This is a genomic window from Melghirimyces profundicolus, from assembly GCF_003054245.1.
Classification (GTDB): Bacteria; Bacillota; Bacilli; order Thermoactinomycetales; family DSM-45169; genus Melghirimyces; species Melghirimyces profundicolus.
The window spans coordinates 172325-184892 of sequence record NZ_QBKR01000004.1; the positions used below are offsets into that span (position 1 = coordinate 172325).

Here is a 12568-nt window from a genome sequence, read left to right on the forward strand (position 1 = left end):
TCAAGAAATAAATATCCCACCCCGGCGGCACGCATGTTTTTTTTCTTTCGGCGCAAAATACGGGCAAAGATCCACCCGAGAACCCCATTTACGGGAGCGATTCCCTTGAGTAAACGCAAGTACTATGTCGCGCTCCATTCCGGTGAAATTATGGGGGAACTCCTGCAGAACCCCACCGACTCTTCCTATGAGTTCGAAATCGAAGCGACAGACGAAGAAGCCCGCCGACTGAACCGACTGTTGGGAAACAATGCCGTCGAAGACATGGAGACTTTCTGGGACGCCCACATCCCGTACCTGTATCATAACCAGGCCCGGGAAAACGAAGGATACGACCGGACATTCCGTCAGATCTACGAGATGGTGTATCGGTTAGGTACCCCGGAGACCAAACGGCAAATCGAACAATTGGGGCTCCTCGACGTGGGGCGGGACAGCCGCGACCCCGAAGGACCGATTTATTGAAGGCGTTCCAGCGGAATGACGAGTTCGTTTTCCCTGGACCCGTCCTTGGGGCTGATCTCGTACAGTTCCAGGGTGAGGGTCCCGTTTTTGGGAAGACGGTCTGCCGGGATCTCCAGCTTCAGGGTGAAGGGCGCCCAATCCGGACCGCCTCCTTCGGCCTGGGCGGAACCCTCCGCCAGGTAGTCATGTCCGTCGGAAACGGCATACCGGTAGTTCCCTTCAAACACCCGGGCCTCTCCTTTCACCGTGTAACGACCGGCCTTCCCGATTACCGTCAGGTTGCGGAAGGCTTTGTTCTGGTCCGGGATTTTCCGCCCTTCGTCTTTTTTGGTGTTTTTCGTTTTTTGGCCTTCATTCGGCTGTCCTCTGGTTTCTTTCTTCTTTCCCGCGTTGTTCTCCTCGACAGAATCCTCCGTTTGGTTTTCCGGAGCCTCAGAAGATGCACCACACCCCATGAGGGACCATCCCAGGATGAATACGAAGACGGGAATCCTCCCGATCCACGTTCTCACTGTCTCCCCTTCTTCCTTTGCAGCTTTTTTGTCCCCTGACATCCCTTATTCCGTTCCTGTCACTTTTTGGAGGACGGAAACGCCCGGTCAGCACGGAGGAGCATCCAAAAAAGAGTCGGGAACGACCTCCACGCAGGGTTTTCCGCTTGTCCGGCAACCCCTTGCGGCTTGCTCCGACGAACTCCCTTCAAATGTACTTTCTACGATGATTCTTTGATTTCCTTTAAAAATTCTTTGAACACCTTAGACATAACGGGCTCTTTCCTTCTGATAAACACCGTGGGGACGTTGGAATACGGTTCAGGTACAGAATGAAACCGAAAATCGCGTTTAAAGGGATGGTAATCAAGAAGGATTTGGACAACTGGCCATGCCCCAATCCTTCCCGTACAGTTGCAGTACGAGTGGGATGGAGCTTTTGTGGCGGGACCCGTCCGCTTGAGACCATCTTGGCTTACACCCCACGCCACTCAACCCCATCACCGGAATTGAACAAAACCGGAGCTGAATGCCCCGGCTTCATTCATTTCATCTCTTCGATCCGGTCCCGGATCTGTTGTTTGAGCAGAATCGCCTGGACAAAGGTGCCTTCTCCGACGACGGCTTTGTCGTGACGGGCCTCCACCCGGCAGACGACCTGGTTTGTCTTCACCTCGGTGGCCTCCGCCGTAAAGGTGACTTGCTTTCCGACGGGGGCCGGGGCCCGGTGTTTCACGGTGATGGCCCCGCCCACCCCTTCCTCCCCTTTCTCCAGAAAGGGAAGGATGATGTTGCGGCCCACCCATTCCATGTAGTATACCATGGTGACGGTGGAAAGCGTGGGATGAACCTCAATGCCCCCGAAGGAAGCGGTCATCTCCCGGGTCACGGTGATGCTCATCGTCTCCCGGCGGCCCGGTTCCAGTCCCGGCTTCACCGGATCACACCCCGACAGGATTCAGCGGTTTCGTGATTGCCGCCACACGATAGAGGATCTGCCCCCGGCGGGAGGCGCGCCACTTGGCCCATTTGCTCTCCTCCAGGGCAAACCGGGCCGCTTCGACGGCTTTGTCCACGTTCTCCCTGGTTGCTTTGGCCACCCGGGCGATGGTTTCCTCCGTGGCCGGCTTGAAGGTCTCAAACCATTCCCCGGAAGGGCTCGGCACGGGTTCCCCGTTGATCAGAAGGGGGGGTTCCTCCTTCAACAGGGAGATTTTCACCTGTTCCTTCTGCATTGGATTTCCTCCCTCACTTTCGCGGACTGGCCTCCGCCCGACGCTCGTCCATGCGGGTCGTCGGGCGGATCCGGGAAAAAATGCGATCGGCCTCCTTCCGGTTGAGACGTCCCTTCTCCACCTGCCGGTTCAGCCGTTTCCGGATGCGGTCCACGCCTCCGTTCAATGGTTCTTCCGAGAGATCCCAAAGCCGGACATCATAACCGGCGGAAGCCAGGACCTGGGCGATTCCTGCGCCCATGGTCCCGGCCCCCGTCACGGCGGTCACGGTGTGGTTTCGGTCCATCCCTATTTCTCCCGGGCCACTTCACCGATCATCATGGTGACCAACGGACCGGCGAATCCCATCAGATCTTTGGCCGCCGCTTTCCCTTCCGGGGACCTCATCGCCGCATCCAGGGCGGCCCGGTCTTCGAAGTACATGGCGGCTTCCAGGTAGTACTCGGCTTTTCCACCCATCGGGGCTCCCTGCATCCGGGTCACTTCCAGCTTCTTCAGGCCCGGCATCTTCTCCGCGAGGGGGGTGTGGACGTTCTCGTAGTGATCGTCGAAGGCTTCCCGGTCTTCCGGATGACAGTACAACGCAATCAGTTTCACCATGGACGATTCCCCTTTTCTTGGTCAGGATTGGGTGCCTTTTCGGCCCGGATACTACGCCAGGTACGATGATCTTCCCTTTCCTTGTCAGCCCGGCTGAGCTTCTTTGCGGCGGTCGATCACGCGAACCGCCTTCCCTTCGCTCCGCGGAATCGACTTCGGTTCTTTCAGGCTCACTTCGGTGGTGATGCCCAGCAACTCTTTCAGCCGTTGTTGCAAGCGGTTACACACTTGTCCGCATCGTTCATGCCCGGGATCGAAATGCCCTTCCGTTGAGCGGAGAAGATCTTCGGAGATCTCCACTTCCAGGGTGAGCCGGTCCATCGTTCCCTCTTTGGTGACGACCAGCCGGTAATGGGGCGCGACCTCTTTCTCCTCCAACACCACCGCTTCCATCTCCGAGGGAAAGACATTGACCCCCCGGATGATCAGCATGTCGTCAATCCGTCCCTTGATCCGGGACATACGGGTGTGGGTGCGGCCGCACCGGCAGGGTTCCCGTATGAGGCTGGCGATGTCCCCCGTCCGGTAGCGGAGGACGGGCAAGGCTTCCTTCGTCAAAGAAGTGAAGACCAACTCCCCGTATGCTCCGTCGGGCAAGGGATCCCCGGTCTCCGGATCCACCACTTCAGGAAGGAAATGGTCTTCGGCGATGTGAAGACCGTCCTTGGCTTTCGGGCACTCCATCGAGACACCGGGCCCGATCACTTCCGACAGCCCATAAATGTCCAAAGCGTCGATCCCCCACTTTTCCTCCAAGGTTCGCCGCATTTCCTCCGACCAAGGCTCCGCGCCGAAGATCCCGTACTCCAGGGTGGTGCTCCGGGGATCCACCCCCATCTCTTCCATGGTCTCCGCCAGGCTCAGAACGAAAGAGGGAGTCCCTCCGATCCCCCGGGGGCGGAAATCCCGGATCAGAGCAGCCTGGCGGACACGGTTGCCGCCGGAGACGGGAACCACTGTCGCTTTCAATCGTTCCGCCCCGTAATGGAGGCCCAGTCCGCCGGTGAACAAACCGTAGCCGTATGCGTTGTGGAAGACATCCCCCGGACGTCCCCCCGCGATCACAAGGGCCCGTGCGCACACTTCCGCCCAGATCCGGAGGTCGTTTTGGGTGTACCCCACCACCGTCGGCTTTCCGCGGGTGCCGGAGGAAGCATGGATCCGGGCCACCTCTTCCAGTTCCACGGCAAACAGGCCGAAGGGGTAATGATCCCGGAAGTCTTTTTTCCAGGTGAAGGGAAGGCGGGGAAGGTCCTCGAGGCTTCCGATCTCCCCCGGCTTCACCCCCGCTTTGTCCAGCCTTCTCCGGTAAAAGGGAACCAGGTTGTACACCCGTTCCACCGTTTGCTTCAGACGGTCCGCCTGAAGCCGTTCCAGTTCCGGCCGGTCCATCGTTTCCAGTTCCGGTTGAAACAAGTGAAACCCTCCTCTGGCCGTTGTTGGTGTCCAGGTGTGCCATGAATCGTCCTGGTGCGGAACCCCAGCTGCTTTCGACGATTGACCATACATATCCTAGACCGGTTTCATCCCTTCAAAAGGCTGGCGGCAGTTCTTGCAGTAGAAAATGGAACGGCAGGCGGTGGGACCAAACAGGTTGTGCACCTCACCCTCTCCCGCCCCGCAGTAGGGACATTCCGGGACGATATCCATCGGGTCGGCCCCCCGATCCCGAGGCGGCGCGATCCCGAACCCCTTCAACTTCTCCCGACCCTCCGGGGTAATCCGGTCGCTGGTCCAGGGCGGGTCCATCACGAACTTCACTTCCACTTCTTTCACCCCTTCCTGCCGGAAAAGATTTTCCCTGACGTCCCGGGAAATCAGGTCCAGGGCCGGACATCCGACAAAGGTGGGCATCAGCTCCACCTTCACCTCTCCCCCGTCCTCCGTCACCCGGTTCACCATCCCCAGTTCCAGGATGCTGAGGTCCGGAATTTCCGGATCCTTCACCGCCTGTAAGACCTCCATCAACGCGTCGCCACGGGTGGCCTTCCGCATCCCGATCACCTCCTCACCAACGGGCCGCGGAATCAGTGACAACCACTTCGGACATCGTGCGGATCAATTCCGTCAGATCCTCCGTATGTTCCCCCCGCCGACCGTCCTTCCCGGGAGCCGGCGGCAACCCCGGCCAAGTGAGACCGGCTTCGTCGAACACCGGCTTCACCCTCATCTCCCAGCGCCGGGCCAGTTCTTCCGATCCGCAGGCGATCAGGCCCGAGCGGATCATTTCCTCCTCTTCATCGCCAAGGGAGAAAAAACCACCCGCCTCGGACCACACCTCCCCCACCGCCCGTTCCACCCGTTTCCGGGCTTCCCCGCCGGCACGGGCCAGCCGGATGAACCAAGGCTTCAGTTGGAGAAGGTGATAGTGTTCTTCCCGCCGGATCTTTGCCACCCCCCGGGCCAAGGGACGGTAGGAGGAGTTCACCAGCGCCTCTGTCCGAACGTCGTCAAAGGCATCGTAGAGGACATGGCGGACCATGGTCCGGGCCCAGTCCCCGTTGGGCTGTTCCAGGAGGACGGCATTTTTCCGCTCCTCCGCCTTCCGGAAAAAGGCGAGACGGTCCGGACTCTCCTCCCCCAGTTCATGGAGGAGCCCCAGGTAGAAGACGGCGTGGCCCACTTCGTCCTGGGCGATGGAGCTGAAAGCCACGTCCCCTTCGATGTCCGGCGCCAGCCCCAGCCACTCTGAATCCCGGTGTCCCAGGCACAACTCATCGTCGGCCAGTTGATAAAGGAGCTCCGCCAGCGCCCGGCGGCAACCGGGATTCTGCGCGGCCTGGTCCGCTGTCTCCATGATCATGAGCCCTTCCCCCCGTCTCTCTTCCCGGAATTTCCGGCGGGTGTTCCGTTCAAGTCCCGGACGATGTCTTCCAGGTGCATCGCCCGTTCCCGGTACCTCTTCCAAAGACGGCCATTTTCCGAATAACCGCCCACTTCCCGGTATTTCCGGTCAAACTCCCGGGCGAACCAGTCCGGATCGTCGTAGGGCGTGGCATGGACCTCATCACGGGGGACGATCCAGATATTGACCGCCTGCTCCCGCCGCAGAAAGTTTTCCCGGGCGGTGACGAGCGCCATGTCCGGAGAGGGGGCCACCACGCTCCCCACATGAATATGCGGGTCCGCCTGGGTCTTCTGCACAAACACTTCGAACACTTCGTATTCCGTTCGGATTTCACACCCTTCCAATTTCTCCACCCCTTTTTCTCTCAAACGGGCTGCTTCTCACGGGAGCGGACCAGGGCCTCCCGCACCCAACGCTGCTCCTCGTGGGCGAATCGGCGCAGCCCGATCCGTTCCTGCGATTTGGGCCCCCGGTTGAAGCGGACGATCTCTCCGAACTTCTTCCAGTCCGGTTCGGTGAAGATCCATTTCCCTTCCTTTTCGTCACAGCGAAGGTCGGGATCCGGGATCGTCAGTCCGAGGGACCGGATCCGGGGAATGTACTTGTTGAAAAACTGTTGGCGGAGTTCCTCGTTGGTTTTGGTCCGGATTTTATAGTCGATCATCCGCTGCGCCGCGGGGGTGACCTCCACCGGGCCAAAGAAGAAGATCAGGGGTTCCCACCAGCGATTGACCGCTTCCTGCAGCATCCGCTTCTGCTCTTTTGTCCCCCCGGCCAGCGCCAGGATGATGTTCTCCCCGTGCTGCATGTGAAAGCTCTCCTCGGCGCAGATTCGTTTCAACACCCGGGCATAGGGTCCGTAGGAGGTATCGAGGAGGGCCGCCTGATTAATGATGGCCGCTCCGTCCACCAGCCAGCCGATCACCCCGGCATCGGCCCAGGTGGGAGACCCCATGTGGAAGACGTTGTGGAACTTGACCCGGCCTTCGATCAGATCGTCGATGAGATCTTCCCGGGTTTTCCCGAGGGGGGCCGCCAGATCCTCCGCCACTCTCAGGAGGAGCTGTCCGTGACCCATTTCATCCTGAACTTTGGCCATGATCGCCAGCTTCCGCTTCAGGGTGGGCGCCTTGGGCACCCATTCCTTCTCGGGAAATGCCCCCATGATCTCGCTGACGGCATGCATATGGATCAATTTCAGGAGGAGCCTCCGGTACTCATCGGGCATCCAATCCGTCGCCTCGATCTTCTCCCCCCGTTCCAGCCGCTCCATGAACCGGTCATGGCGCTCATCGTGATTCATCTTTTTCTCCCCCTTCACTCTCGGTGAAACCAGACAGCAGAATATCGGCAAATCGGTCCGCCACTTCCTCCGGCGACAGTTCCCCTTCCGGATGGTACCACTGGTACAGCCCGTTGGCCGCCGACAGGATCAGCAGACGGGCAAACTTGGGGTCGACCAGACGGAACCGCCCCTTCTCTTCCCCTTCGGAAAGGAGGCGCGCCCACATCGCCTCGTACTCGTCCCGCTTCTGCTGGATGATCCGCCGACGTTCTTCTGTAAGCGCTTTCCACTCGTGAAAAAAGACGGTTGCGGCCTCCAGATTGTCCGTGATCACCCGGATGTGGGCCACCAACGCATTCCGAAGCTTCGTCACCGGGTCCTCCTCGCTCATCACCACCGAACGAAGCGAGCGGAGAAACATCTCCGCCCCCCGGTCCGTGATCTCGAACAGGAGATCTTCCTTGGACTTGATGTGGGCATACAGACTGCCGGAAAGAATTCCGCTGGCTTCCGATATATCCCGGATCGTGGTCGCGTGATATCCCTTGGTCCGAAAGAGTTGACTGGCTTTTTCGAGAATTTGTTCCCTTCGTCCGACCTTGGGCATCGCTTCCGACTCCTTTGCTCGCTAAAAACAAGCGCTTGCTTGTTTTCAGCGTACCCAAAACCGGAAATATTGTCAATGGTCTGATTATTTTTTCGACCTTTCGGGGCGGGGACATGCCGACCCCCTTGAAGCGTTGTGAAAAAGTGAGCGGCAGCATTTACCCAAAGCCGCTCCGGCTGCACTCACAGAGCACAAGTCTCGCCGGGGTCGCTTCACTCCCGGTCTCGCTATGCACTCACAGAGCACAAGTCTCGCTTGGGTCGCTCGCTCCCCGGTCTCGCTATGCTGTCCTGCAGAGATGGTTGCACGGTCCGCTCCGCCGGGCAGGACAGCAAAGTCGCTATTTTGGGTAAACGCTTCCCCTTTTCTCGAAACGAACATGAAATCACAACGCTTCCAGTCCCGGTACGGCAGTCATGTCACCTCTTTTCCCTCACCGTCTCTTCGATCCAACGGGTGACCAGAGGGTGGGGAAGATAGGTTTCTCCCGGATAAACGCAATCCACCCCCTCCAGTTCCCGCCGAAGCAGGACATCGGTGAAGTACCCGCGACTCAGGAAGACGGGCAGGACCAAGAGCCGGCGTTTCCGGCTGAGGGCTTCCGCTTTTTCCCGAACGTCTCCCACTTGGAGCATGGCATAATCGGCCACCGGGAAGCCAAACCGTTCCCGGAGACCGCCGGCCAATCCGGTCAACCCCTTCTCCCAGATCTCCCGGAACCCGGGTTTGTTGCTCCCGTGAGCCGCCAGGAGAAGATGTTCCTCCTCCGGCCGTTCGCTCCACTCCCGGACACGGTCTTCCAACAGCTTCAGGATCAGGGGATGATCGTCCATCGCACGGCACCAGACGATCCCGGCACGGGGCCGGATCGGGGACAGATCGGTCGCCACCCGGGAACGGTCCGTCACTCCCAGCGCGTACCGGATCTCTTCCAGGTGGGTGCTGCCGGAAGAAACAAAGAGGGGCACCGTCCATATCCGCTTTACTCCCTGTTCTTCCAGGTACCGGACGCCGTCGGGAATCAGGCGTCCCTTCACCAGTTCCAAACAGCCGACGGTGATGGGCAGATCGGTATCCACCCGCTCCACCGCTTCTTCCACCAGCCGGTTCCACTCCGGATCCCGGGACCCGTGGGCGAGAACCAATACCCCTTCTTTTCCGGTGGTCATACCAACACCCCCATTCCGTTTTTTTCATTATGAAGTTTCTTCTTTCGGAACGGAAGCGTTCGGATAAAGTTCATAAACGAAAAGGCGACAAAATTCTTGTCAACCCCCAAGCACCCTTATCCTTAAAAGGATGAAAACGCTTCACTCCGGAAATCTCCCAATCCATGTTAAAGTAATAACTGTGTGATTTTGCGGTTTTGGCCGCAAAAAAATCAACAGGAGGCCATTGTGTGGATTGGTATCATCGTCTGAACGATTACTTTCCCGAGGAAGAAATGAAAAAGTACGCGCAGTTGCGTGACCTGATCCGTGACCAGGACATGTACCACAAAGAGGAAACGGAAGACTACCTCGTCCTGTACGGTGGGTTCTCTTCTTTCGTCTTTGTGGATTACCTGCTGGTCAAGAAAACCGCACGGGGCGGCGGGGTCGGCAGCCGTGTCATTCAAAAACTGAAAGAGAAAGGCAAACCGATCCTGCTGGAAGTGGAGCCGGCGGATCCCGCCGTGCCCGACACGGAAAAGCGGATTCGGTTTTACCAAAAAAACGGCTTCCAAGTGGCGAACCGGATCCGTTATCAACGGGAGACGGAAGACGGGAACACCTTCACCCTGAACATCCATTACTGGAGCCCCGGGCCCCTCGAGCAAACCACGATCATGAAAATGATGATGGAGGCCTGCGATAAAATTCACAACTTCCGTTCCAAGCGCTACTACGGCCGGATCCAGGCCGACCCGAAAAAAGTGCTGAAATGGAAGAAGAAAGAAAAAAAGCCGGCATTGGCTTGAAAATCGATTCCCGCCCATGGCGGGATTTCTTTTTTGTTCAAATTTGCCTCCGAATGGTTTGATACAATGGGAAAGTCGATTGAAAGGAGGCAACAATGATGGCCCTCAAAGGAAGGATCGAGATGGAAAACGGTGAAACGATCGAGATGGAATTTTTCCCGGAAGCCGCCCCGAAAACAGTGGCGAATTTCCGGAAGCTGGCGGACCAGGAGTTTTACGACGGGCTCACTTTTCACCGGGTGATCCCCGGGTTCGTCAGCCAGGGTGGCTGTCCGATCGGGAATGGCACCGGGAATGCGGGCTACACCATCCCTTGCGAAACCGATAACAACCCGCACAAACACGAACCCGGCGCCCTCTCCATGGCCCACGCGGGGAGAAACACCGGCTCCTGCCAGTTCTTCATCGTCCACGAGGCCCAGCCCCACCTGGACGGGGTGCACACGGTATTCGGCAAAGTGACAAAAGGACTGGAAACAGCCCGCAGGATGAAAAACGGAGACCGGATGAAAAAGGTCCGGGTCTGGGAAGAGTGATACAGCAAAAAAAGAACGGGACTGTGAGGCCCGTTCTTTTTTTGCGGCAAGGACCCGGGGGTTTTTCAATACACCAGGTCGATGAACTCGTCTTTCGTGATGTTTCCAAAATACTCCCGCACGTCGATCTCCTTCAGGGCGTCGGCAATATCGTCACGGTCATACCGGCGGCCGGTCAGAAGATCCTGGATCTCCTTCACATCCCTCACGCCGAAAAAGTCCCCGAAAATGGTGCATCCACGGATGATGCCTTTCTCCACCTGAAGCCGGACGTCGATGCTTCCGGCCCCCTCGAACCGGCGGGCGTGCTCCACGTTGAACTTCGGGGAACGGCCGAAGTTCCAGTCCCAGTTCCGGTACCGCTCGGCGGAAATTCGGTCGATCTCCTTCCAATCCTCTTCCGTGAGCCGGTACTCGGGAATCTCTGCTTCCCCCTCGAAAATGTAACGTAACAAAAGATTTCGGAACTCCTCGACGCTCATCTTCCGGTCCAGGAATTCACTGATGTTGGCCACCCGGCTCCGGACGGACTTGGTGCTCTTCGATTGAAATTTTTCCTTCTTCACCTTGAGAGCCTCAGCCACCCGTTCCAGGTCGACGTCGAACATCAACGTGCCGTGGCTGAACATCCGCCCTTTGGTAGTAAACTGGGCGTTGCCGGAGATCTTTTTCTCCCCGACCTGGATGTCGTTCCGTCCCGTCAATTCCGCCTCCACCCCCAGTCGGCGGAGGGCTTTGATCACCGGCTCGGTGAATTTCCGGAAGTTGAGAAAACTGTTGCCGTCATCCTTGGTGATGAAACTGAAGTTGAGGTTTCCCCGGTCGTGGTAGACAGCCCCTCCCCCGGACAGGCGGCGGACGACGTGGATTCCATGCTCACGGCAGTAATCCACGTGGATCTCCTCCACCGTGTTCTGATTGCGGCCGATGATGATGGAAGGATCGTTGATGTAAAACAGGAGGTAGTCCTCATCGATGTCGAGATGTTTCAGGATATATTCCTCAATCGCCAAGTTCACCCTGGGGTCGTAGGTGTTCTGGTTATCAATGAACAGCAAGGGAGTCAACCTCCTCGTTGTCTTCATGCCCTCTCATTGTAGACAACCGCCCGCCTTGAAGCAACTTTCAATCGGAGGGTATGAACCCTGTCGGGAAATTCCGACGTGCACCGGCTGCTGTTCTGCAGAGATGCAGGTACTGTCCGCCCCGAATCATCCTGCTGCGGGCAGGACAGCAAAGTCGTTAAAACGCTTCCCTTCTTCTGATTTTTGAATCCGTGATTACAGACAACTCTGTTCCCCCGTCACAGATCTCCGCCCCTGCCTGTTCACCCTGGGTTTTCGCCTGATCAGAAGGAAAAATACACCAAACCGGAGATCCATTACGAATCATTATTATGAACCATTTAAAAAGGAGGAAATAATCACATGTTTCGAGGCAAGATCTTTTCCCTGATGATGGCATGGATATTGGCGCTCACCTTGGCTCCCGTAAGCGTGATCGCCGGCGATTCGGTGAACACCCCTGACAGCGAACCTGCGGCAAGCGACCCCACTGCCAATACGGATGTAACCACCCTCGATCCAAAGACGGACAATGGCAACGAATTCACAGACAAAAAAGATGGGGAAGTCCCATCCGGGAGATCGAGTGAACCCGAACAAAAAAAACCGACCACACAACCGACTGAAGAAACCCTGAACATCCGTCACCAGCGGATTGCGGACAACGGATCCCTTGTTTTCCACGCCAGCCTTCCCAACGCCGAGAAGGCCAGCGGCAAATGGGCTTTCGTCTTCGACGGCAGAGAAAAAATCCGCACCAACGACAGAACCTCCGCCCGGGCCAAATATTTCAGCCTCCCCGAAGGTTATGAAGCCGGCAAGGAATATGAAGTAAAGGTACGGTACGAAGGAATCGCGGATGGTGAACCCGCTGTTGCAAAAGCAACTTACAAGTTCAAACTCACACTTCTCGAATGGGGGGCCGTCTGCACGGAAAAAGGGATTAAATTCAACACCAAACTGGATGGAGCCGAAAAAGTCCGGGGGAACTGGACATTTCTCATCCTCGGCGAAGACGTCAAAGTCACGGACAACACGGGCAAAGTCTCCGGTGCGGAACAACAACACACCGTAACCCAACAAAAACTGACAGAGGAAGGGGTTTCCCCCGGTGAATATGAAGTTCACGTGGATTTCCAAGGTATTGCCGACGGGGCCAAGACCCATCTGTTCGGACTGGATTCCCTGTATCTCGATGAGGACGCACCCTGCCTTCAGCAAAACCGTCCACCGGGGAATGGAAACCATGGAGATGGAGACGGCGATGACACAAACCCTGACAATGGAGAAACCCCCGATGACGGCAAAACGGAACAGCCGGACTCCAAAGACGGGACCGACAGCAAAGTGGATCACGGTGGAAACCTTCCCGACACTTCCGGCAATGAACTGACGATCATGCTGATTGGCGGCGGGATCGCCCTCGCGGGCCTGATTCTCTTTCTGATTCGGAAACGATTCCCTTCTTAACCGAAAG

General features: G+C 57.5%; 17 protein-coding genes. 4 read left to right on the plus strand and 13 right to left on the minus strand.

Annotation, left to right across the window (positions count from 1 at the left end; all coding sequences use genetic code 11):
• The first annotated feature begins 105 nt into the window (after positions 1 to 105).
• On the plus strand, positions 106 to 465 hold the full coding sequence (locus C8P63_RS04575; RefSeq protein ID WP_146172108.1) for a hydrolase: 360 nt from the start codon (positions 106 to 108) through the stop codon (positions 463 to 465).
• Here the strand turns inward: C8P63_RS04575 and C8P63_RS04580 are convergent.
• The 12 genes from C8P63_RS04580 to C8P63_RS04635 all read right to left on the minus strand — a co-directional run bounded on the left by C8P63_RS04580 (position 459) and on the right by C8P63_RS04635 (position 8700).
• Complete coding sequence (locus tag C8P63_RS04580; protein WP_170109501.1) at positions 459 to 977, minus strand: Gmad2 immunoglobulin-like domain-containing protein; 519 nt, start codon at positions 975 to 977, stop codon at positions 459 to 461. The genes C8P63_RS04575 and C8P63_RS04580 overlap by 7 nt on opposite strands.
• Positions 978 to 1500: 523 nt before the next feature.
• Positions 1501 to 1893, minus strand: a complete 393-nt coding sequence (locus C8P63_RS04585) for a thioesterase family protein (protein ID WP_108022151.1) — start codon at positions 1891 to 1893, stop codon at positions 1501 to 1503.
• Positions 1894 to 1897: 4 nt separating this feature from the next.
• Positions 1898 to 2191 carry an aldehyde dehydrogenase family protein gene (locus tag C8P63_RS04590; RefSeq protein ID WP_108022152.1) on the minus strand — a complete coding sequence of 98 codons (294 nt, stop codon included), beginning with the start codon at positions 2189 to 2191 and terminating at the stop codon, positions 1898 to 1900.
• Positions 2192 to 2204: 13 nt separating this feature from the next.
• Positions 2205 to 2477, minus strand: coding sequence for a 3-hydroxyacyl-CoA dehydrogenase NAD-binding domain-containing protein (locus C8P63_RS04595; RefSeq protein ID WP_108022153.1), 273 nt, complete (start codon positions 2475 to 2477; stop codon positions 2205 to 2207).
• A 2-nt stretch (positions 2478 to 2479) separates the two neighbouring features.
• Positions 2480 to 2791 carry an EthD family reductase gene (locus C8P63_RS04600; RefSeq protein ID WP_108022154.1) on the minus strand — a complete coding sequence of 104 codons (312 nt, stop codon included), beginning with the start codon at positions 2789 to 2791 and terminating at the stop codon, positions 2480 to 2482.
• Positions 2792 to 2875: 84 nt separating this feature from the next.
• Positions 2876 to 4207: a phenylacetate--CoA ligase family protein gene (locus C8P63_RS04605; RefSeq protein ID WP_245920686.1), complete on the minus strand. Its 1332-nt coding sequence runs from the start codon at positions 4205 to 4207 to the stop codon at positions 2876 to 2878.
• A gap of 96 nt (positions 4208 to 4303) precedes the next feature.
• Complete coding sequence (gene paaD, locus C8P63_RS04610; RefSeq protein ID WP_108022156.1) at positions 4304 to 4786, minus strand: 1,2-phenylacetyl-CoA epoxidase subunit PaaD; 483 nt, start codon at positions 4784 to 4786, stop codon at positions 4304 to 4306.
• Positions 4787 to 4799: 13 nt separating this feature from the next.
• Positions 4800 to 5594, minus strand: coding sequence for a 1,2-phenylacetyl-CoA epoxidase subunit PaaC (paaC, locus tag C8P63_RS04615; protein ID WP_108022157.1), 795 nt, complete (start codon positions 5592 to 5594; stop codon positions 4800 to 4802).
• Positions 5591 to 5992, minus strand: a complete 402-nt coding sequence (locus C8P63_RS04620) for a phenylacetic acid degradation protein (RefSeq protein ID WP_245920688.1) — start codon at positions 5990 to 5992, stop codon at positions 5591 to 5593. The genes paaC and C8P63_RS04620 overlap by 4 nt, the downstream gene beginning before the upstream one ends.
• 11 nt (positions 5993 to 6003) lie before the next feature.
• The gene (paaA, locus tag C8P63_RS04625) at positions 6004 to 6942 is read right to left on the minus strand and encodes a 1,2-phenylacetyl-CoA epoxidase subunit PaaA (RefSeq protein ID WP_108022159.1); all 939 of its coding nucleotides are present in this window, start codon (positions 6940 to 6942) and stop codon (positions 6004 to 6006) included.
• Positions 6929 to 7531 (minus strand): TetR/AcrR family transcriptional regulator, encoded by a 603-nt coding sequence (locus tag C8P63_RS04630; protein WP_108022160.1) that lies wholly within the window; start codon positions 7529 to 7531, stop codon positions 6929 to 6931. The genes paaA and C8P63_RS04630 overlap by 14 nt, the downstream gene beginning before the upstream one ends.
• Positions 7532 to 7950: 419 nt before the next feature.
• Positions 7951 to 8700 carry a sirohydrochlorin chelatase gene (locus C8P63_RS04635; protein WP_108022161.1) on the minus strand — a complete coding sequence of 250 codons (750 nt, stop codon included), beginning with the start codon at positions 8698 to 8700 and terminating at the stop codon, positions 7951 to 7953.
• Between the two features lie 230 nt (positions 8701 to 8930).
• Between C8P63_RS04635 and C8P63_RS04640 the strand changes: the two genes are divergently transcribed.
• Together C8P63_RS04640 and C8P63_RS04645 are read left to right on the plus strand one after the other, a co-directional pair.
• On the plus strand, positions 8931 to 9491 hold the full coding sequence (locus C8P63_RS04640) for a GNAT family N-acetyltransferase (RefSeq protein WP_108022162.1): 561 nt from the start codon (positions 8931 to 8933) through the stop codon (positions 9489 to 9491).
• A 98-nt stretch (positions 9492 to 9589) separates the two neighbouring features.
• Positions 9590 to 10027 carry a peptidylprolyl isomerase gene (locus C8P63_RS04645; protein ID WP_108022163.1) on the plus strand — a complete coding sequence of 146 codons (438 nt, stop codon included), beginning with the start codon at positions 9590 to 9592 and terminating at the stop codon, positions 10025 to 10027.
• A gap of 65 nt (positions 10028 to 10092) precedes the next feature.
• Here the strand turns inward: C8P63_RS04645 and lplA are convergent, their stop codons facing one another.
• Positions 10093 to 11085, minus strand: coding sequence for a lipoate--protein ligase (gene lplA, locus C8P63_RS04650; RefSeq protein WP_108022164.1), 993 nt, complete (start codon positions 11083 to 11085; stop codon positions 10093 to 10095).
• A 369-nt stretch (positions 11086 to 11454) separates the two neighbouring features.
• Here lplA and C8P63_RS04655 point away from each other — a divergent pair, with 369 nt between their 5' ends.
• Positions 11455 to 12561, plus strand: coding sequence for an LPXTG cell wall anchor domain-containing protein (locus C8P63_RS04655; RefSeq protein ID WP_108022165.1), 1107 nt, complete (start codon positions 11455 to 11457; stop codon positions 12559 to 12561).
• The last annotated feature ends 7 nt before the right edge of the window (positions 12562 to 12568 follow it).